The organism is Pseudomonas allokribbensis, from assembly GCF_014863605.1.
In the GTDB taxonomy this organism is placed as follows: Bacteria; Pseudomonadota; Gammaproteobacteria; order Pseudomonadales; family Pseudomonadaceae; genus Aquipseudomonas; species Aquipseudomonas allokribbensis.
In genome coordinates this window covers 5524374-5543061 of the sequence record NZ_CP062252.1, presented here as the reverse complement: position 1 = coordinate 5543061, position 18688 = coordinate 5524374, and the positions used below count along the sequence as shown (strand labels likewise).

General features: G+C 60.5%; 19 protein-coding genes, 1 tRNA gene and 1 pseudogene. 10 read left to right on the top strand and 11 right to left on the bottom strand.

Annotated elements, in window-relative coordinates; genetic code table 11:
* The first annotated feature begins 126 nt into the window (after nt 1-126).
* A complete protein-coding gene (locus tag IF199_RS25420; protein WP_192561007.1) occupies nt 127-879 on the top strand; it encodes an energy transducer TonB in 753 nt (250 codons plus the stop codon).
* A complete protein-coding gene (rimI, locus tag IF199_RS25415; RefSeq protein WP_192558995.1) occupies nt 872-1324 on the top strand; it encodes a ribosomal protein S18-alanine N-acetyltransferase in 453 nt (150 codons plus the stop codon). The genes IF199_RS25420 and rimI overlap by 8 nt, the downstream gene beginning before the upstream one ends.
* 46 nt (nt 1325-1370) lie before the next feature.
* Here the strand turns inward: rimI and IF199_RS25410 are convergent, their stop codons facing one another.
* Nucleotides 1371-1778: a serine kinase/phosphatase gene (locus tag IF199_RS25410; RefSeq protein WP_096822670.1), complete on the bottom strand. Its 408-nt coding sequence runs from the start codon at nt 1776-1778 to the stop codon at nt 1371-1373.
* A 141-nt stretch (nt 1779-1919) separates the two neighbouring features.
* Here IF199_RS25410 and can point away from each other — a divergent pair, with 141 nt between their 5' ends.
* Entirely contained in the window at nt 1920-2564 is a 645-nt protein-coding gene (can, locus tag IF199_RS25405; RefSeq protein ID WP_096822671.1) for a carbonate dehydratase, read from the top strand.
* Nucleotides 2565-2572: 8 nt separating this feature from the next.
* On the opposite strand, the gene IF199_RS25400 is transcribed toward can, so the two are convergent.
* The 4 genes from IF199_RS25400 to IF199_RS25385 form a co-directional block, all read right to left on the bottom strand.
* Complete coding sequence (locus IF199_RS25400; RefSeq protein ID WP_096822673.1) at nt 2573-3097, bottom strand: SET domain-containing protein-lysine N-methyltransferase; 525 nt, start codon at nt 3095-3097, stop codon at nt 2573-2575.
* A gap of 180 nt (nt 3098-3277) precedes the next feature.
* On the bottom strand, nt 3278-4450 hold the full coding sequence (locus IF199_RS25395) for a hypothetical protein (protein ID WP_192558994.1): 1173 nt from the start codon (nt 4448-4450) through the stop codon (nt 3278-3280).
* Between the two features lie 119 nt (nt 4451-4569).
* On the bottom strand, nt 4570-6270 hold the full coding sequence (locus tag IF199_RS25390; protein ID WP_192558993.1) for an acid phosphatase: 1701 nt from the start codon (nt 6268-6270) through the stop codon (nt 4570-4572).
* 155 nt (nt 6271-6425) lie between these two features.
* The gene (locus IF199_RS25385) at nt 6426-7844 is read right to left on the bottom strand and encodes a short-chain fatty acid transporter (protein ID WP_096822678.1); all 1419 of its coding nucleotides are present in this window, start codon (nt 7842-7844) and stop codon (nt 6426-6428) included.
* A gap of 200 nt (nt 7845-8044) precedes the next feature.
* Here IF199_RS25385 and IF199_RS25380 point away from each other — a divergent pair, with 200 nt between their 5' ends.
* The 6 genes and pseudogenes from IF199_RS25380 (at nt 8045) to IF199_RS25360 (ending at nt 12362) form a co-directional block, all read left to right on the top strand.
* Nucleotides 8045-9358 (top strand): MFS transporter, encoded by a 1314-nt coding sequence (locus IF199_RS25380; RefSeq protein ID WP_192558992.1) that lies wholly within the window; start codon nt 8045-8047, stop codon nt 9356-9358.
* Between the two features lie 117 nt (nt 9359-9475).
* A pseudogene (locus IF199_RS30710) lies at nt 9476-10252 on the top strand (PAS domain-containing protein); the annotation flags it as partial.
* Between the two features lie 108 nt (nt 10253-10360).
* Nucleotides 10361-10792 (top strand): methyl-accepting chemotaxis protein, encoded by a 432-nt coding sequence (locus IF199_RS30705; protein WP_371858594.1) that lies wholly within the window; start codon nt 10361-10363, stop codon nt 10790-10792.
* Between the two features lie 87 nt (nt 10793-10879).
* A complete protein-coding gene (locus IF199_RS25370; RefSeq protein ID WP_192558990.1) occupies nt 10880-11479 on the top strand; it encodes a flavin reductase family protein in 600 nt (199 codons plus the stop codon).
* Between the two features lie 93 nt (nt 11480-11572).
* Nucleotides 11573-12133 (top strand): DUF2975 domain-containing protein, encoded by a 561-nt coding sequence (locus IF199_RS25365; RefSeq protein ID WP_192558989.1) that lies wholly within the window; start codon nt 11573-11575, stop codon nt 12131-12133.
* A 7-nt stretch (nt 12134-12140) separates the two neighbouring features.
* Nucleotides 12141-12362 carry a helix-turn-helix domain-containing protein gene (locus IF199_RS25360; RefSeq protein WP_102621208.1) on the top strand — a complete coding sequence of 74 codons (222 nt, stop codon included), beginning with the start codon at nt 12141-12143 and terminating at the stop codon, nt 12360-12362.
* Nucleotides 12363-12441: 79 nt separating this feature from the next.
* On the opposite strand, the gene IF199_RS25355 is transcribed toward IF199_RS25360, so the two are convergent.
* Both IF199_RS25355 and ggt read right to left on the bottom strand, forming a co-directional pair.
* A complete protein-coding gene (locus IF199_RS25355) occupies nt 12442-13260 on the bottom strand; it encodes a MerR family transcriptional regulator (protein ID WP_192558988.1) in 819 nt (272 codons plus the stop codon).
* Between the two features lie 56 nt (nt 13261-13316).
* On the bottom strand, nt 13317-15149 hold the full coding sequence (gene ggt, locus IF199_RS25350) for a gamma-glutamyltransferase (RefSeq protein ID WP_192558987.1): 1833 nt from the start codon (nt 15147-15149) through the stop codon (nt 13317-13319).
* A 155-nt stretch (nt 15150-15304) separates the two neighbouring features.
* Here ggt and IF199_RS25345 point away from each other — a divergent pair, with 155 nt between their 5' ends.
* Nucleotides 15305-16411, top strand: coding sequence for a DUF2817 domain-containing protein (locus tag IF199_RS25345; protein ID WP_192558986.1), 1107 nt, complete (start codon nt 15305-15307; stop codon nt 16409-16411).
* A 75-nt stretch (nt 16412-16486) separates the two neighbouring features.
* On the opposite strand, the gene IF199_RS25340 is transcribed toward IF199_RS25345, so the two are convergent.
* The 4 genes from IF199_RS25340 to IF199_RS25325 all read right to left on the bottom strand — a co-directional run bounded on the left by IF199_RS25340 (nt 16487) and on the right by IF199_RS25325 (nt 18578).
* Entirely contained in the window at nt 16487-16753 is a 267-nt protein-coding gene (locus IF199_RS25340; RefSeq protein ID WP_192558985.1) for a bacteriocin immunity protein, read from the bottom strand.
* Entirely contained in the window at nt 16750-17019 is a 270-nt protein-coding gene (locus IF199_RS25335; protein WP_011335930.1) for a bacteriocin immunity protein, read from the bottom strand. Before IF199_RS25335 ends, IF199_RS25340 begins: the two co-directional genes overlap by 4 nt.
* A gap of 9 nt (nt 17020-17028) precedes the next feature.
* A complete protein-coding gene (locus tag IF199_RS25330; RefSeq protein ID WP_192558984.1) occupies nt 17029-18276 on the bottom strand; it encodes an S-type pyocin domain-containing protein in 1248 nt (415 codons plus the stop codon).
* A 225-nt stretch (nt 18277-18501) separates the two neighbouring features.
* Nucleotides 18502-18578 (bottom strand) — tRNA-Met (locus tag IF199_RS25325).
* Nucleotides 18579-18688: the final 110 nt, after the last annotated feature.

Below are 18688 nucleotides of genomic sequence, written 5' to 3'. Positions count from 1 at the left end.
CGGTCAAGACTATCGATCAACAGCGGGCGATCTTGAGCGAAGGGCGGTAGAATCAGCGCACTTCAGTTATCCACAAGTGGCCGACCCTTGCTAATCGAGTCCCGCCGCCGCGCCTATTTGAACGCCATGCAGGTGGTCAACTGGCTGCCGCGCACCGAATTGCCCTTTGCCGCGCCGTCACGGCCCGAGCTGCTGGACGTTGCCGAGCCCGAGCCTGAGGTCCCGGTGTTCGTGGCACCTGCACCGCAGGCCGATGCGCCGGTGCAGCCTGCCGCGCGTTCGGTCGAACGGCCGAAGATCGAGGTCCCGCGACCTTCGCTGGCCAGCACCCGCACGGGCGCCAAGCCGGTGGAAGAAGTCGACGAAACGCCTGTGGTGGTCAAACCGGCGCCGGTCCCGCCACCGCGTTTTACTCTGCAATTGCTGCGGGCCGGTCGTTGCCTGCTGTTGGTGGAGTTACCCACAGGCGATTCTTTCCAGTCCCGCGATCCGGCGTATCTGTTGCTCAAGGACATGCTGCGCGCCGCCGGTCTGCCGGATGCGCCGCAGATCGTCGGTGATCCGGTGCGCTGGCCATTGCTGGTGCGCGGCACCATGGATCAGGGGCCCGAAGCGGCCCGGGATTTCGTCCAGGGTTTCCTGTCGGTTCAAATGGAGGCGGCGCCGTGCGCCTGCCTGTGGCTGATCGGCCTGCCGGCGGTGCGATTTGCCGGCGAAGCGGATGCCGAAGCGTTCAACCGCGAATTGCAAATCGAGGGTCTTGGCCTGGCGTGGGCCGTGCCGGGGCTTGAACTGTTGATGGAAGAGCCACAGCGCAAGGCCGCCGTGTGGCAAGCCATGCGTCGGCTGATGGCGCGCTGGAAAGAATCGAATGAGTGACGCTGTAACGTTCCGCCCGATGATCGAAGCCGATCTGGATGCCGTACTGAAGATTGAATTCGCGGCCTACAGCCATCCCTGGACTCGCGGGATCTTTCTCGACGGGCTGGGCAAATACCAGATCTGGCTGATGTTCGAAGGTGAGCAACAAGTCGGACATGGCGTGGTGCAGATCATTCTGGATGAGGCGCACCTGCTCAACATCACGGTCAAACCGGAAAATCAGGGCCGGGGCCTTGGGCTGGCATTGCTCGAACACCTGATGTCTCGCGCCTATGCCGCAGATGCCCGGGAATGTTTCCTCGAAGTGCGCGACAGCAACACCTCGGCCTTTCGCTTGTATGAGCGCTATGGCTTCAACGAAATCGGCCGGCGTCGGGATTACTACCCGGCGGTGGGCGGGCGTGAAGACGCTGTGGTCATGGCCTGCACCCTGGTGGATTAAGCGTTGATCGCCATCGCGGGTCAACCCGCGATGGCGTTCTTTCAGGTCATCCGCGCTTGCCATCCATCGGATCGCGCCGTGCCATTTCCGCTTCATCCAGCCCGTCCCCGCCGCCAATGTCGTCCTCATCGACAATGCTCAAGTCCCAATCCGCCTGATTGCCTGATCCTGGCTCGTCCGCATCCCGCGCGCCGTCCTCGTGGATCAGGGTTTCCGGGCTCAGATCATCGTCGGTCGGCTCGTGGTCAGATACCGAAGCACCGGTCAGGCCCGCCTCACGCACCCGCTCGCGGGGCATCAACTGTTCACGCTCGGTTTCCGTCAGTTCGTCGCCGATCCTTGCGCTGGGCTGTTCGTCGTCGAAGTCCAGCTCATGCACCGATCCCATGCGGTCTTCGTTATCATCGATGGGCTCCGGCTGCACCGCATCGAAGGGACGTCGTGAATCAGTCATGGCAAATCCTCATACTGTGGGCCTTACTGAGGTGGACTCACCGGGCACACGAGAATTCCAACGAAATCACTTGCGATCCTTTCGTGACCCCGACGGACGGTTGTCTGTCAAAGCAGCGCATCTTTCTTGAGGCCTTACAGCATGCATGACTTACAAGACCTGATTGATAACAACGAGCGTTGGGCTGACGCGATTACCAAGGAAGACCCGGATTTCTTCGCCAAACTGGCCCGCCAGCAAACGCCGGAATATCTGTGGATCGGTTGCTCCGATGCGCGGGTGCCGGCCAACGAGATCGTCGGCATGCTGCCGGGTGATCTGTTCGTTCACCGTAATGTTGCCAACGTGGTACTGCACACCGACCTCAATTGCCTGTCGGTGATCCAGTACGCGGTGGACGTGCTCAAGGTCAAACACATTCTGGTCACCGGCCACTACGGTTGCGGCGGTGTGCGGGCGTCGATGCAGGATCGCCAGTTCGGTCTGATCGATGGCTGGCTGCGGTCGATCCGCGATCTGTATTACGAAAAACGTGAAGAACTGGCCAAGTTGCCGACCGAAGAAGAGCAGGTCGATCGCCTGTGCGAGCTCAACGTGATCCAGCAAGTTGCCAACGTCGCTCACACCAGCATCATCCAGAACGCCTGGCATCGCGGGCAGAGCCTGTCGATCCACGGTTGCATCTACGGCATCAAGGATGGCCGCTGGAAGAGCTTGAACACGACCATCAGCGGTTTCGAGCAACTGCCGCCGCAATACCGTTTGCGTCCGGTAGAAGCGCAGTAACTCTCCGGTCAGCGCAAACCTTGCCGACGCCAGCTCTGCAAATAGCGCTGGCCTTCAAGATTGGGGGATTCGTCGTAGCCGACGATCCACCCGCGACAGTGTGAAGACCCGCAACCGCAGACGAACTGCCTGAGCAGTTTGTCCTCGGTGGCGGTGTAATCCATGGTCAGCCGGTCGCCGGGTTTAATGTCCCGCAGTGCCCACAGCCACAATTCGCTCATGTCGAGAAACACGTTCGGGTCGCACGAGTGTTCGAACAGTCCGAAAAAGCGCGGATCGTAGATATGAATACCGGGCTGCAGTTGCCGGGTCTGCCGGCAGCGGTAAGGCAGCAATTGCCCCGAGACCCGGCACATTCGGGTAATACGCAGGAATTCCCGGCGCGCCACGACGGCGATGGACATGGCGTGGCTGCCTTGAACAATTTCGAAGTCAGCTCTGGAGGGGAATCCGAGGCGAACCGGGAGTCCGGCGAAGGGATAAATGCCCTCGGTGTCGCGAGGGGAGCCACTTTGCAGTGCGTAAGTGTTCATAACGTTCCTTGTCGGCCAGGTGTCGCGATTGCCGAGACTGACATCCTGTCAGTCCTTGAGTCCGAGCTTTGAATCCAAGAATCCCGTAAATGACACTAGCGGTCTACTGTCAGATCTGACAGGCGAAATAGACGCTTTCCCGAGTCAGCCAAGGCTGACACGGGAACTTCATGCGTTCGATCAGAGGTGGGGAGCCGGTGCTGCCATGGCCGGCAACGGACCGTTCAGCTGTTGCAGCTGAGTCTTGATCGTCGGGGTCGAGCAGGTGGTCGCTGCCTGCGCTGCGGTTTCGTTACGGATCGAGGTGTAGAACAGTTCGCAGGTCTTGGTTTTCTGCGTCACTTGCCAGGTCTGGGTGCAACTGTTCAGCAAGGTTTTCGGATCGGTGCCCGGTTTGCTGCCCATCCCGGCCTGCCAGCAGGCTGCGCTCAAGTCTTGCCCCATCACTTTCAAACCTGCCGCATCGGCCTTGGCCTGTGCGTCGTCGCCGGTGTAGTTGGCCGGGTCGGCGGCGTACCAGATGTAACTCGGGTGGTTGGAACCCAGCACCGGCACGTTCACGCCTGCGCTTGGGCTGATGGTGGCCAGGCCCAGTACATTCACGGTCGCGCCGTATTGCTGTTTGATCCAGTTACGCACTGGCGCGCCGAAAGCGACCATCGGCAGAGTGGCGCCTTTGGCGTTCTGACTGACTTCCTTGACCATGGTGGTCTGGTAGTCCTTGAAGTAGTCGTAGACCCCTTCCAGATCCTTGCCGGCGCTGGCGGGCGCGGCAATCGGCGCGATGTCGATGATGGTCTGATAGCCCGGCGTCTGGTCGGCGGGGATGCCGTTGTCGGTCAGCAGCGCAGCCCAGCGGTCGGTGGTGTTGGAGCGCAGGTAATCCTGGGCCTGGGTCAGCGAGTAATCCGGCGGGAAGTGCAGCAGTTCGACGCTTTTACGGTTTTCCAGAGCCATGCCCAGTGGCAGGAACAGATACCAGCTGTACGCCCATTTGCCATCGGCGTTGAGCTTGCTGGCGCCGGTGTAGGCCAGGTCGCCGGCATCCAGCAGCGCGGCCAGCGGCTTGTCATAGCCTTTCGGCACGCCGCTGATCTCGGCGTAAAGCTGATGGTTGTCGGTTTTCACCAGCACCTTGGCGTTGGCATAACCATCGCGCTGCACACTTTGAGTCAGGTAATGGGCGACAGTCTGCTCAAGCGTCCAGTTGCGAAAGCAGATCACGCTGCAATTGTTGGGATAGGCGAAGAGGCGGGTGACGCGCTCGGTGCTGCCCAGTTTCAGGTCGACATCGGCGTGGGCGGCTGCGCTCAGCGTGAGCGCAGCGAGGGTAAGTCCTGCGAGTTTGAACATGCTCAGATCCTTTTCAGCGTGGGTTCCCCGTTGGTCGGGTGCGCCACATATTGGATCAGCCGGGTGATGGCGAGAAGCCGTCAGTCACAGTTTTTTGAGCTGTACCGCAGGACCTGTCCTCAGACCTTGAAATGCAGGGCGTTGGTCAAGTCGCCCATCGGCTTCTGACCCCGGCCGGTCATTGCATCGTCACGCTGCTTGATACCCGCCAGAGTCTCCAACTGAAACACCCGGGTGATCAGGCGCAGGATCGAAGCGGTGTCATAGACCGTGTGATCCACCGTGCCTTTGCGGGCAAACGGTGAAACCACCAGCGCCGGTACTCGCGAACCCGGCCCCCAGCGATCGCCCTTGGGCGGCGCGACGTGGTCCCACCAGCCGCCGTTTTCATCGACGGTCACGATCACCACCATGTTTTTCCACTGTGGACTTTCCCGCAGCACTTTCAGGGCCCGGACGATGTGGCGGTCGCCGGAGGCCACGTCGGCGTAACCGGCGTGCATGTTCAGGTTGCCCTGGGGTTTGTAGAAGCTCACGGCCGGCAACTTGCCCGCTTCGGCATCGGCGAAGAACTTGTTGGTGCTCGATTCATCGCCCAGACCGGCGTCGCGCAGGCGTTTGCTGCGCTCTTCGGGATGCTCCGGACCTTGCTGCTGGAAGTAGTTGAACGGCTGGTGGTGGTACTGGAAGTTGGGGATTTTCGGGATACCGCCGGAATCCTTGTACTGATCCAGCGTCGCTTGCCAGGCACCGGCGTACCACGCCCAGTCGACGTTCTTCTTCGACAGCTTGTCGCCAATGTGTTCGTGGGTCTGGGGCACCAGGACGTTTGGCAGATCGGCTTTGGAATACGCCGGACGCTCCGGGTCGCGAATCCACGTCGGCCAGTAGGGCGGGGCGAGGGTATTGACCCCGTAACCGTCCGGGGTCAGCGCGCTTGGGCCAAACTGCGGCGGGCCGGTCATGGCGCTGGCCGGGGATTGCTCCAGCGGCTTGAGGCGCGGGTCGGCCGGGTCGTCGCTTTGCAGCGCAGCGATCTGGCTCTTGGCGACCGAACTGGCGACGTTCGGGTAGAACGGCGCAGTGGCACTGATCAGGTATTGGTGATTGAGGAACGAGCCGCCGAATGCACCCTGAAAGAAGTTGTCGCACAGCACAAATTCCTGGGCCACGTCCCACAGGCGCAGGGAGTAGCGACTCTGGGCGTAGTGACCCATGGTCAGACCACCGGCGTCGGCCCAGGCAACGAAGCCGTCGTTCTTGCCTCCGTTGATTTGCATCTGGTTCTGATAGAACACGTGCCACAAGTCGCGAGTCACCAGGCCGAGCGGCAAGTCCTCGGCGTTCGGGCCTTTGAGGGCGAAAGGCGCGTTGGGCAGGTTTTCCTGGAACTGGACCGCGCTGGGATAGGTCACGCCATCGAGAGTCTGCGGGCCGATCTGCAACACACCACCCCAGGCTGGCGGCAGGGTCTGCAGCAGGCTGCCGTCGCGGTCACGCTGTTGATAGTCGGCAGGCTTGAGCGCCGACAACGGCTTTTCGACACCGGGGAAATCACCGAACAGGTTATTGAAGCTGCGGTTCTCGGCGTAGATCACCACAACGGTCTTCACCTGATCGCGCAGGGCCTTGTCCAGCTCGGCAGGCGAGAGCGGGCGCTCCTCGGGTTTGCCCGGCTGATCACTGGCATTTCCGCACCCTGCCAGCGTGGCGCCCACGCCCAGGACGGCGACACCGCCGAGAAAACGGCGACGGCTGGTGTCGGTGGGATTGTCGGATTCTGGCGAGGAGGGATCTTTGCCGTCTGTGTCGTCGTTCATGTCGAAGTCCGTTTTGCTTAATTGTTTCAGTATGTTTCGGGCGGACGCTAGCAAGGGAATGTGACGGTTGGGTGACATTTCCAAGGCGCAGAAACAAATGAGGGAGCCAGTACGCTAGCTCCCTCATGAGAATTACGCCTGAAGATGACTCCGCGTCATGGCATCACCGGCGGCGTATACGCCAACGTCGTCCCCAGCGCCCACAGCAACAGCAGCACCAGCGGCGTGTGCACCAGCAGTTGCACGAACGAGAAGCCGATCAGGTCTCGCGCCTTCAACCCCAGTACGCCCAGCAGCGGCAGCATGTAGAACGGGTTGATCAGGTTCGGCAGGGCTTCGGCGGCGTTGTAGATCTGCACCGCCCAGCCCAGGTGATAGTTGAGGTCGTTGGCCACCTGCATCACGTACGGCGCCTCGATGATCCACTTGCCGCCTCCGGACGGAATGAAGAAACCGAGAATCGCCGAGTACACGCCCATCAGCAGCGCATAGGTGTCGTGGGAAGCGATGCTGACGAAGAAGGTCGAGATGTGGTGGGCCAGGGTCTGGGCGTCGGTGCCCTTGACCGTGGTCATCAGCGCGGCAATCGAGCCGTACAGCGGGAACTGGATCAGCACGCCGGTGGTGGTCGGCACCGCTCGCGCCACCGCATCGAGGAAGCTGCGCGGGCGCCAGTGCAGCAACGCGCCAAGCATGATGAACAGGAAGTTGTAGGTGTTGAGCCCGGAAATCGCGGTGATCGCAGGTTTGGTCGAGAACTCGTGGAACAGCCATCCGGCCGCCAGCAGCACCAGCACGATGATCAGCAGCGGACTGTGCTCCAGCCATTCGCCGGGCCGGGTCCGCGGTTGCAGGGGCGGCAGGTTGAAGGCCGGGTCGATGCCACAAGCCTTGGCATCACGTGCCGAGTTCGGACCTGGTGCGGTGGCGTAGGCGATGATGATCGAGATCACCACCAGCGCCAGCAGCATCACGCCCGACTGCCAGAGAAAAATCGTCTGGGTGAATGGAATCACCCCGGTGATCGACAGAATCGACGGCGGCAGGCTGGCGGGGTTGGCTTGCAACTGTGCGGCAGACGACGACAAGCCCAACGCCCACACGGCGCCAAGGCCCAGATAGGCAGCGGCACCGGCGGCGCGGTAATCCATTTTCAGATCGGTGCGACGGGCGAGGGCGCGCACCAGCAGACCGCCGAATACCAGCGACAGGCCCCAGTTGAGCAATGACGCGACCATTGAGATCAGCGCGACCCAGGCCACGGCGGAGCGGCCGTTCTTCGGGATCTTTGCCAGACGGTCGATCAGCTTCACGGCCGGCGGCGAGCTTGCCACCACGTAACCGCCGATGACCACGAAAGCCATTTGCATGGTGAAAGGGATCAGGCTCCAGAAACCGTCACCGAACGCCATGGCAGCGTCGGTGGGTTTGGCACCCATGGCCAGGGTGGCCAGCGCCACGATGATCACCGCCAGTGCGGCGAACACCCAGGAGTCGGGAAACCAGCGTTCGGCAAAGCTTGAGCAGCGCAAGGCAAAGCGCGCAGAGCGGCTATCTTCGATATCAACGGCCACGGGAGTACCTCGGATTTTTATGTTTATTGTGGTCTTCGGGGCTTGGCCGGCCCGTCTGGACAGGTGCCAACAGTAAATCAACCGGCGGATTTTTGTGACCGTGTTTTGCCGAATCAGACTATGGTCTAACGGGTTGTCCATCGGCCCGTTTGCGTAGACCATGGGCGCCTTGTTTTTTGCTTGTGTCAGAGTTCTTTGCCATGACTGCCAACTCCGAAGCCCGACCGGCGCCATTCAGCCGTTCCGACTACAAGACCCTCGGCCTTGCAGCCTTGGGCGGGGCGCTGGAGATCTACGATTTCATCATTTTCGTGTTCTTCGCCCTGACCCTCAGCCAGTTGTTCTTCCCGCCGGAAATGCCTGAGTGGCTGCGTCTGCTGCAAAGCTTCGGGATTTTTGTCACCGGTTATCTGGCGCGCCCGCTGGGCGGGATCCTGATGGCGCATTTCGCCGACCGGCTGGGACGCAAGAAGGTCTTCAGCCTGAGCATCCTGATGATGGCGCTGCCGTGCCTGCTGATCGGGATCATGCCGACTTATGCACAGATCGGTTATTTCGCACCGTTGTTGCTGCTGGCGCTGCGCATCCTGCAAGGTGCGGCGGTGGGCGGTGAAGTGCCGAGCGCCTGGGTGTTCGTGGCCGAGCACGCGCCGGCCGGGCATCGCGGTTACGCCTTGGGCTTTCTGCAGGCCGGGCTGACGTTTGGTTACCTGATCGGCGCACTGACCGCGACCTTCCTGGCACAAGTCTTCACCCCCGCCGAAGTGCTTGATTACGCGTGGCGCTATCCGTTTCTGCTCGGTGGCGTGTTCGGTGTGATCGGCGTCTGGCTGCGTCGCTGGCTGAGCGAAACCCCGGTGTTCATGGCCATGGAAGCGCAACGTGAGGCTCGGGTCGAACTGCCGTTGCGTACGGTACTGCGCGAGCATCGTCTGGCGATGCTGCCGGCCATGCTCCTGACCTGCGTCCTGACTTCGGCGGTGGTGGTGTTCGTCGTCATCACCCCGACCATGATGCAAAAGACTTTCGGCATGACCGCCGGCCATACCTTTGCATTGAGTGCCCTGGGCATCGTCTTCCTGAACATCGGCTGCGTGATTGCCGGCGGGCTGGTCGACCGCATCGGCGCCTGGCGCACCGTCATGCTGTACAGCCTGTTGTTGCCTCTGGGCATCGGCGTGCTCTACACCTGCCTGATTGTCGGCGGTGACTGGGTCGGTCTGGCCTACGCCATCGCAGGGCTTTGCTGTGGCGTGGTCGGCGCCGTACCGTCGGTAATGGTCAGTCTGTTTCCGGCACGTATCCGCGTGTCGGGCATCTCTTTCACCTACAACATTGCCTACGCCGCATGGGCCAGTGTCACACCATTGCTGCTGATTGGTCTGATGCCATGGAGCCCATGGATCTGCGTGATGTTCTGTGCGGTGATGGGCGCGGTGGGCATCGCCAGTGCGGCGTATTTCGGCTCGCGGATGCCGCGCGCAGGACATTGTCCGGTGGCTGGAACAGCCTGATTTCCCGAGGCGTAACTATTTTTGTAGGACAAGGCTCAAACGCACTTCAGAAAAGATTTCCAAGGCCGATGGTTAGGCTGTAACCCCGCTTTCCATCTAGTCCATCGGTGCTTTCCCATGTTCAACAAACGCCTCAAGCAAGAGCTGGCGGCTCTTCGTGAAGAACTCTCCAGCCTTCTGCAAGTGAAGGAGAGCCTGGAAAGCGAGATGCTGGTGCTGACCCTTGAGCCCGACGGACGGATTCAATCGGTCAACCAGAACTTCCTCAATGAAATGCTCTACAAGAGCCATGACCTGGTCGGCCGCGCGATCGAAGACATCGTGCCGGCCCATGTGAAGTCCGACGAATTTCATCACCGCTTCAAGTCTGCACTGACCCGGGGCGAGCATTTCGCCGGTGCCGTGCGTCTGTCGCGCGGCAATGGCGAAGAGGCGTGGCTGCGTTCGATCGTTCAGCCGATCCGCTCATCGGACGGACGGATCAAGCATTTCTCGATTTTCTCCAGCGACCTGACCCGCACCATCGAAGCCTCCCGCGAACACGAGAACCTGATTGGCGCGCTGGTGCGCTCGACGGCGGTGATCGAGTTCGACCTCAACGGTAACGTGCTGAGTGCCAACGACCGGTTTCTCCAGGGGATGGGCTACAGCCTGGCGCAGATCAAGGGCAAACATCACCGTATGTTCTGCGAACCGGATGAGTACAACAGCGCCGAGTACCAAAACTTCTGGCGCCGCTTGAACAATGGCGAGTACGTTGCCGGACGATTCAAGCGCGTCGATCACCATGGCCGGGTCGTCTGGCTGGAGGCGTCCTACAACCCGGTACTCGACGCCAACGAAAAACTCTACAAAGTGGTGAAGTTCGCCACCGTGATCACCGATCAGGTCAATCAGGAGCAAGCCGTCGCCGAGGCCGCCAACATCGCCTACAGCACGTCCTTGCAGACCGACAGCACCGCCCAGCGCGGAACCCGTGTGGTCACCGAAGCGGTCAACGTGATGCGCGACCTGTCGCGGCACATGCAGACCGCCGGCGAAGGCATCGAAGCGCTGAACGAGCAATCGCAGGTGATCGGCACCATCGTCAAGACCATCAGCGGCATTGCCGAGCAGACCAACCTGCTGGCGCTCAACGCCGCCATTGAAGCTGCCCGTGCAGGCGAGCAGGGCCGTGGTTTTGCGGTGGTGGCCGACGAAGTGCGGCAACTGGCCTCGCGCACCAGCCAGGCGACCGAGGAAATCGTTGGTGTGGTGCGTCAGAACCAGGACATGGCGCGCAACGCCGTGGCGCTGATGACCGACGGCAAGCTTCAGGCCGAGCAAGGGCTGGCGCTGGCGGCAGAGGCCGGTACGGTGATCGTCGAGATCCAGGATGGCGCGCAGAAAGTAGTGAACGCGGTCGGCCAGTTCGCCAACCAGTTGTCCAGCTGATGCCTGTCAGGCGAAGGGATTGTCCAAGGCGATCCCTTCGCTGTTTTTATCCCGCTACAATCGGCTCTTTTTCCCGGAGCAGATCCCATGAGCGAATCCTTCCGTCGCCCGGTTCCCCTGAACAAAGCCTACCGTTTGCTCAATCACGGGCCGACCGTGCTGGTCAGCGCCGCCCATGACGGGCAGCGCAACATCATGGCTGCCGCCTGGGCCATGCCGCTGGATTTCGAACCGCCGAAAGTCGCGGTGGTGCTGGACAAGTCGACCTGGACCCGGCAATTGCTCGAAGCGTCCGGCACCTTCGTTCTCAACGTTCCTTGCGTGAGTCAGGCCGACATTGTGCAGACCGTCGGTTCGACTTCGGGCCTCGAAATCAATCGTGATCAGGGCCGGGACAAGTTTCAGGCCCATGGCTTGCAGACTTTCGCTGGCGAGCAGATCGAGGCGCCGCTGCTCGAAGGCTGCGTGGCGTGGCTCGAGTGTCGGTTGCTGCCGGAGCCGCGCAATCATGAACAGTACGATCTGTTCCTGGCAGAGGTGATCGCGGCGAAGGCTGATTCGCGAGTCTTCAGCGACGGACGTTGGCATTTTGAAGGGCATGATGAACTGCGCACGCTGCACCATGTGGCTGGTGGGAATTTTCTGAAAATCGGCGATCCGGTGGTCGGTAAAAATCTGGACGCATGATGGGTTATTAATGTTTTGCAGCAATTAATTATTGTTATTCGATAATTTTAGTCGTTAGGGTAACGCTCACATTCATTCTTGTGAGGCTTTCCCATGACCACCAACGGACTCGTTCGATTCAGTCGGCGCATGGCGACGATGACGTTAATCCTGATCGTCGCAATGCTGCTGCTCAATGCTGTGTTGTGGGTTTACCCACCCTTGGCGGAAAAGGAGGGCTGGGGGCTGGGGTTTGCGCTGAGCGAGCGTCAACTGTCACAAATGGTCGACACCGCAACGCTGTTCCCATGGTGGCAGAAGCTGGGCGGGATCGTGCTGTCGAGTATTCCCCTGCTGGCGCTGGCGTCTGGCTTGAACCATTTGCGCCGGCTGTTTCAGAGCTATGGGCGGGGTGAGTATTTCGCCCGTGAAACGGCCGGTCATCTGGGCAAGGTCGGGCGAGCCGTGGCGATCTGGGTGCTGCTGGATTTCCTCTGTGAGCCGATGCTCAGCCTGTGGGTCACCCAGAATGCGCCGGTCGGTGAGCGGCTGTTCACCCTGAGTATCACGGCTGCTTCGTTCGTCGCATTGTTCCTGGCCGCGTGTATCGCGGTGATTGCGCGGATCCTGTCGCAAGCAAGCGAAGTGGACCGGGAAAACCGCACGTTTATATGAGGTCGACATGCCTATCGTGATTCAACTGGATGTGATGCTCGCGTTGCGCAAGGTCAAATCCAAAGACCTTGCAGCGGCGATCGGCATCACCGAGGCCAACCTGTCGCTGCTGAAACAGGGCAAGGTCAAAGGGCTGCGACTGGCGACGCTGGATGCCATCTGCGAGTACCTCAACTGTCAGCCCGGCGATCTTTTGGTTCGGGTGGCGGATGAGGAGGGCGAAGCCTGAGGGTTCCGGTTGCCAGGCGCAGGTGCTGCTCTGGCAACACGGGGATGGTCAGTGAAGTTTGTCGCAGCAGGCTCCAGGATCAATCCGGGTCGTGCAACGGAATGTAGATTTCAACCACGCTGCGCGGGTCCATCGGGCCGAAGAAACGTTCTCCGCAGTATTCGAACTCGATGCCTTCGGCCGGTGCCATGCCGGCAGCGGGCAGCCATTCGCTGTAGGCGGCGCGGAAGGTTTCCGGCAACGTGGTGACGGTGCCGTGGTGTTCAACGCGGGCATAGTCACGCGCCGGTATCCGCAGCTCGACCATGCCTGCGACCAGAGGCGCATCGGCACCCACCGGCAGTCCGGCGATATAGCGCCACTGGCCGTCCTCCAGCGGTTGGCATACACCGAAGGTGCCGATCGGGTCGTGCAGCCGATCGATCTCACCTTCCCGTGGTACGAAGCGCTGCCACATCTGGGCGATGGTGCCTTCATCTTCCTGCTGCCAGGACATCCCCATGATGCGCAACTCGGGGCAGGCAATGCGCTGAGGTGTCTGCATGGCGGGTAATTCACGATCCGGTTGCGCGAGGTAGCGGGTCAGTTGTCCCAGGATGTTTTCGCTACGCTGGATATCGGCCTTCAACTGCCGAGCGTGGTTTTCAAGGGACTCGCGCAGGTTGATGACGCTGTCCAGGCCTCCACCTGAGGCAAGGGTACGAATGTCTTCCAGCGCCATGCCCAATTGTTTGAGCCAGATGATCCGCCCAAGCGTGACAATCTGCTCCGGGCGGTAATAGCGATAGCCGTTGTCACGCCCGGTGACTGCCGGGCTGAACAATCCAATGCTGTCGTAATGACGCAAGGTCTTGGTGGTGAGCCCGTGGCTGCGGGCCATTTGTCCGATGGTAAGCATGAACCTCTCCTGTTGGCTGCTCGGACTCGAGGTTAAAGCTTGCCCCAAGGGCAAGCTCAATCCCCCAACGCTTCCCCCTCACGCCGAGGATCCGCCCCACCGACCAGCGTTGCCTTCCCCTGCGCATCCTTGACCCGCACGATGGCCTGGGTGCCGCTGGTCATGTCGATTTCGCTGACGGAATGGCCCTTGTCCTTGAGCGCCTGGATCAGTGCCGGGGTGAACTGGCCCTGTTCCAGTTCTGTCGGACCGTTGCGGCTACCGAAGTTGGGCAGGCTGATGGCGCTTTGCGGGTCGAGGTTCCAGTCGAGCAGGCCGACGGTGGTTTTGGCCACGTATTCGATGATCTGCGAGCCGCCCGGAGAGCCGACGGTGGCGACGAACTCGCCGCTGCTGCGATCAAAGATCAGGGTCGGTGCCATCGACGAGCGAGGGCGTTTGCCGGGTTCCACGTGGTTGGCGACTTTCTGTCCGTTCTCTTCGGGGATGAACGAGAAGTCGGTCATCTGGTTGTTAAGCAAAAAGCCCTGAACCATCAGGTGCGAGCCGAATGCCGCTTCGATGGTGGTGGTCATCGACACCGCGCCACCGAAGTCATCCACCGCCACCACTTGCGAGGTTGAGATGCGCAGCGGCGAGCGATCCGGTGCGTAGGCAACCTGCACGCCCGGTGGGGTACCGGGCTTGGCGGTACCCATGCTGCGTTCGCCGATCAGGCTCGCGCGGCTGGCCAGATAACCCGGATCGACCAGACCTTTGACCGGCACCGGTACGAAGTCGGTATCGGCTACATATTGCGCGCGGTCGGCGTAGGCCAGTCGTTCGGCTTCGGCGATCAGGTGGACGGCTTGTGGCGCCGGTTCGAGGCCCGCCGGCTTATCGGTCTTCACGGGTTTGAGCGGTGTCAGGGACAGGCGTGGGTCGCGGGTTTCCAGCGCCTGCAAGGTGCCGAGAATCTGCGCCACCGCAATCCCGCCTGATGACGGCGGCGGCATCCCGCAAACCTGCCAGCGCTTGTAGTCGGTGCACAGTGGTGCGCGCTCCTTGGCCTGATAGTGCTGAAGGTCGTTCAGTGACAGGCTGCCGGGGTTGGCGTGGCCCTGAACCTTGGCCACGATTTCTTCGGCGATCGGGCCTTTGTACAGAGCGTCCGCACCTTCGTTGGCGATGCGTTTGAGCACGGCGGCCAACGCCGGGTTTTGCAGTCGGGTGCCAACGGCTTTGACGCTGCCGTCGTTGTTCAAGAAATACCTGGCCATGTCCGGCGAACGACGCACCACCGGGTCGGATTCCAGCAGCGAATGCAGGCGAGGGGAGATCGCAAAGCCCTGTTCGGCCAGTTTGATTGCCGGTGCAAACAATGTCGCCCACGGCAAGCGGCCCTGTTGTTTGTGCGCCAGCTCCAGCGCACGCATCACACCCGGTGTGCCGACAGAGCGTCCGCCGATCTGCGCCTGCGGGAACGGCATCGGTTTTCCATCGGCCTGCAGGAACAGCTTCTCGGTCGCGCCGGACGGTGCGGTTTCGCGACCGTCGTAGGTGCGCACCTGCTTGCCATCCCACAGCACGATCATCGCGCCACCGCCGATCCCGGAGGACTGCGGTTCGACCAGGGTCAACACGGCTTGCATCGCGATGGCGGCATCGATGGCCGAGCCACCCTGACGCAACATCTCGCGACCGGCTTCGGCAGCCAGCGGATTGGCAGCGGCGGCCATGTGTTTTTCGGCATGGCTGGCTTGCAGGTCGGTGCGGTAACCAGAGGCGGCTTCCGGCGCCAGCGGCAAGGTCGAGGAGGGTGGTGCATTGCAGGCGGTGAGGGTGAAGGCGCTGACGATCAGCGTCAGGGCCGGCAGGCGAAAGCGTTTCAGGGGCAGGGCTGGAAACACGCGGGGCTCTCCGTCCGTGGGATAAAAGTCTGACGGACTGTATCGGCCGACCGTGCAGGACGCAAACCGTCGGTATGTTTGTCCTTCATGCCTTGGCGAATTTTCTGTAGGGTCAGGGCCAAGCGTGAAGCCAGAACAATCAACAAGAGGCCACTATGCACAGCGAGTTTCCGACCCAGTCCAGCTACCGCCATCAGCGCGAACAGTTTCTTGCCGCCGCCACCGCGGCCGGTGCGACGCTCACCTCCTACGCACATCCGCGCTGCGGGCCGTTTGGCGAGCCGCTGAGCACCGATGTGGCGGTGCTGGGGGATCCGCAGGCCAAACGGCGTCTGGTGGCGCTCAGCGGCACTCACGGAGTGGAGGGCTACTACGGTTCGGAATGTCAGATCGACTGGTTGAAGCATTTCACTCCGGGCTCGCTGCCGAAGGATGTGGCGGTGGTGATGATTCACCTGATCAATCCGTGGGGCACCGCATGGTTGCGACGGGTCAACGAAGACAACATCGACCTCAATCGTAATCATCTGGATTTCAATCAACCGCTTCCGGACAACCAGGCCTACGCCGCGCTGCATGAGATCTACGCCTGCACCGATTTGAACGGCCCCGAGCGGCAGTGCGCCGATGCCTTGCTCGATGGGCAAATCGCCGAGCACGGCTGGCCGGCGGTGATGTCGATTGTCGAGGGCGGCCAGCACAGTCATCCCGATGGGCTGTTTTTCGGAGGCTTTGCCCCGAGCTGGTCGAATCGCACGCTGCATCAGATCATCGAGAACCACCTGGCCGGTGCTGAAACCGTGATGTGTTTCGACCTGCACACCGGCGCTGGCGAGTACGGTCATCCAATGCTGCTGACGATTACTCAGGCACCGTATCCGGCACTGGCCCGGGCGCAATCGATCTACGGCCCGTGGCTCTACACGCTGCATACCGGTGCCGAGACTTTGAGCGAAACCGGTGTCGCGGCAACCGCTACCGGTTACACCTCGCAGGCGTTGCTTAACGCGCTGCCGAATATGCAGTTGATGCCGTTCGTGATCGAGTGCGGGACTTATCCGGGGCCGGACGTGCATCGCTACTTGCGCGACGATCACTGGCTGCATCTGCATGGCGATCCGCTGGATGCGACGGGGCGCAAGATCAAACAGAATCTGCTGGAGCAGTTCTATCCGGCCGATCCGGACTGGCGGGCGATGGTCGGTTTGCGCACGCGGCAAATATGGTCGAAGGGGCTGGCTGCGTTAGTGGGCGAGGGATAAACAAACGGCTTACCTTTTGGTAAGCCGTTTTGACTATTAGGTAATGCGCAGCCTTGGACTATGAGTGCCAGATGTTTACTGCTTGAAGCCTGGCAGCCCGTTGGTGGCGCGCCAGCCTTTCACAATTTGCGTTACACCCTGAGGGGAGCTATCCGCACCCGGCTCCGGGTAATAGATCAGATCCGATCCAGCTGGGTGTTCGCTGATTTTCTCGAAGTGCAGCAGTAACAAGTCAGCCCGATCATCGTTTTCGGCTTCTTCATCTTCTTTAGCGAGCTCTTTCAACAGCGCAATGAACTCGGCTTCTGTGTAGTCAGAAATGTTTTTTTCATAGATCTTCACTTCTTGAAGCCAGGCAGTCCGTTTGCTTCATGCCATGTCGCGATTGTACGGGCTATGCCAGAGGACGACGTGTCAGCACCTGGCTCAGGGTAGTAGATAAGATCCATCTTGCTCGGATGCCCAACGATCTTGTTGAAGTGCAGCAATAGAATATCTGCACGGTCATCTGTAGGTGCCTTGTCTTCCTTTCTGATCTCGTCAATGAACTCAACGAAGTCTTGTTCGGTGTAATCAGAGAAATTGCTTTTGATGAAGGGGTCGCTCATGCAGTTGCCTCAATCCTGGTGTATTTCGACGTGATTTTTAGGAGTGTGGACCCTCAGGTTGTCAACGTTATAGACCTCGCCGCCTTGAGATATCAGTTCCACATGATGAATTTCGTGAGAGATTCTCTTACCAGCCGCATCAGCTAATCGGGCGCGAGGCGCCTTTCCGTTGCGCATACGCTCCAGGCTATCTTCGCTGAGTTGCCCGGCTAGCCTGGTATCTTTTGATGCTTCGGCCCAGAAGGCGCGCCTGAATGAATCAAAGCTGGAATATTCACGCCCTCTTAGCGAATCGGCAATGCTGGTTGGGATTGGCGCGCCAGATCCCCCCCGGGCATGGTCAAGCCATACACCGGAAACATCCTCACCAATCCCCGTCACTGTCCCCGGCATCAATCTCGCCGGTTTCGAAAACACCACATACAACGACTTCAGCCCGGTCTCCGCCGGAAACACCAGAATACAATCCTCGGCGGTGATGTCTTTGCCGGGCAGGATTTCTATCTGGCTGTCGGTGTTCGCAGCGATCGGGTGGACGAGGATCGTACTCAGTACTTCGCCGTGCTCCGGATGAACCAGCGGCGGCATCGATCCCAGCGGCCCGCGTTGCGGCGTCCACAAAATCGTGATGCCGTTGAGCTTGGCCTCCATGGCGGTCTTGTCGTTGTTCCACTCGACTTTTACGGTACGCACGGAGTCGTCGCCCGAATCGCCAGAGTGAATGCCATAGATCTGCATCACCCCGTCGATGTCACGCCGAAACTGGAAGCGTACGCGAGTGGTGGCGCGGGGTAGGGTGCGTAATTGTTCGTCGGTATAAAGGGTGCCGTCGCCCATTCTGGCCGGCAGCATCCCGAGGATGAACACACTGGCCGGCCCGCCTGCGCCCCGTATGGCCCAGTTGAGACGTTGCTGCAGAATTCCACCGCCCGCCATGCGCCCCAAGGCCAGATCGGCGCCGATTGCTTTCGCTACGACCTTACTGGCTGCGGGAAAGCGTATGGCGCCCGCCACCATGATCTTGCCGAAGCTGGAGGCGGGCTCAGGTGTTGTGCCGGCATCCGTTCGACACCAGTTGTCCGGTGTGCAGGACTTGGCAAATACCAGATCGTCGCGGGGCTTTGGGGTTGGCCATTCATCTGTTGGAACGTAGACGGGTTCCGGCTCTCGGGGCGGAAACCAGGCGGCCCATGAGACACCGCCGTTCGGGCGTTTTCGATGCCATTCATCGTCGAAAAGGTACTTGTCCAGGTCCATGACAACTCCCTGTCTGTCTTTGGAACGAGACGGGGGAGCTTGTCGGTCAATCGGGAGAGCGATCAAACCGACTTGCCGAGATACAGGGGCCTGATCGAACGAATAATCCTCTTCGTACGCCTTTCGCGCTCTGTTCCTACGGAATCAGGCCGGCCCACTGAGGTAGGCCACTTTTCTCCGGGCATAAAAAAACGGCCTACCTTTCGGTAAGCCGTTTTTAGTACTTGGTGGCTACACAGGGACTTGAACCCCGGACCCCAGCATTATGAATGCTATGCTCTAACCAACTGAGCTATGTAGCCAAGTGGCGCGCATTATTCCCCTGAAATGGAAAAGCGTCAAGCGTAAATTTAAAATATTTCTTCTTATTTTCAACCGCTTATCCTCCCGCACCGAAAAACGGGGCGGGGAG

What these genes read in the sequence shown, in the direction of transcription:
- IF199_RS25410 (WP_096822670.1), bottom strand. Translation starts at nt 1,778, where the DNA reads ATGACTGATTCACGACGTCCCTTCGATGCGGTGCAGCCGGAGCCCATC.
- IF199_RS25365 (WP_192558989.1), top strand. Translation starts at nt 11,573, where the DNA reads ATGACCACCAACGGACTCGTTCGATTCAGTCGGCGCATGGCGACGATG.
- IF199_RS25370 (WP_192558990.1), top strand. Translation starts at nt 10,880, where the DNA reads ATGAGCGAATCCTTCCGTCGCCCGGTTCCCCTGAACAAAGCCTACCGT.
- IF199_RS25345 (WP_192558986.1), top strand. Translation starts at nt 15,305, where the DNA reads ATGCACAGCGAGTTTCCGACCCAGTCCAGCTACCGCCATCAGCGCGAA.
- IF199_RS25330 (WP_192558984.1), bottom strand. Translation starts at nt 18,276, where the DNA reads ATGGACCTGGACAAGTACCTTTTCGACGATGAATGGCATCGAAAACGC.
- rimI (WP_192558995.1), top strand. Translation starts at nt 872, where the DNA reads ATGAGTGACGCTGTAACGTTCCGCCCGATGATCGAAGCCGATCTGGAT.
- IF199_RS25355 (WP_192558988.1), bottom strand. Translation starts at nt 13,260, where the DNA reads ATGCTTACCATCGGACAAATGGCCCGCAGCCACGGGCTCACCACCAAG.
- IF199_RS25335 (WP_011335930.1), bottom strand. Translation starts at nt 17,019, where the DNA reads ATGAGCGACCCCTTCATCAAAAGCAATTTCTCTGATTACACCGAACAA.
- IF199_RS25360 (WP_102621208.1), top strand. Translation starts at nt 12,141, where the DNA reads ATGCCTATCGTGATTCAACTGGATGTGATGCTCGCGTTGCGCAAGGTC.
- IF199_RS25390 (WP_192558993.1), bottom strand. Translation starts at nt 6,270, where the DNA reads ATGAACGACGACACAGACGGCAAAGATCCCTCCTCGCCAGAATCCGAC.
- IF199_RS25420 (WP_192561007.1), top strand. Translation starts at nt 127, where the DNA reads ATGCAGGTGGTCAACTGGCTGCCGCGCACCGAATTGCCCTTTGCCGCG.
- can (WP_096822671.1), top strand. Translation starts at nt 1,920, where the DNA reads ATGCATGACTTACAAGACCTGATTGATAACAACGAGCGTTGGGCTGAC.
- IF199_RS25380 (WP_192558992.1), top strand. Translation starts at nt 8,045, where the DNA reads ATGACTGCCAACTCCGAAGCCCGACCGGCGCCATTCAGCCGTTCCGAC.
- IF199_RS30705 (WP_371858594.1), top strand. Translation starts at nt 10,361, where the DNA reads ATGCGCGACCTGTCGCGGCACATGCAGACCGCCGGCGAAGGCATCGAA.
- IF199_RS25395 (WP_192558994.1), bottom strand. Translation starts at nt 4,450, where the DNA reads ATGTTCAAACTCGCAGGACTTACCCTCGCTGCGCTCACGCTGAGCGCA.
- IF199_RS25400 (WP_096822673.1), bottom strand. Translation starts at nt 3,097, where the DNA reads ATGAACACTTACGCACTGCAAAGTGGCTCCCCTCGCGACACCGAGGGC.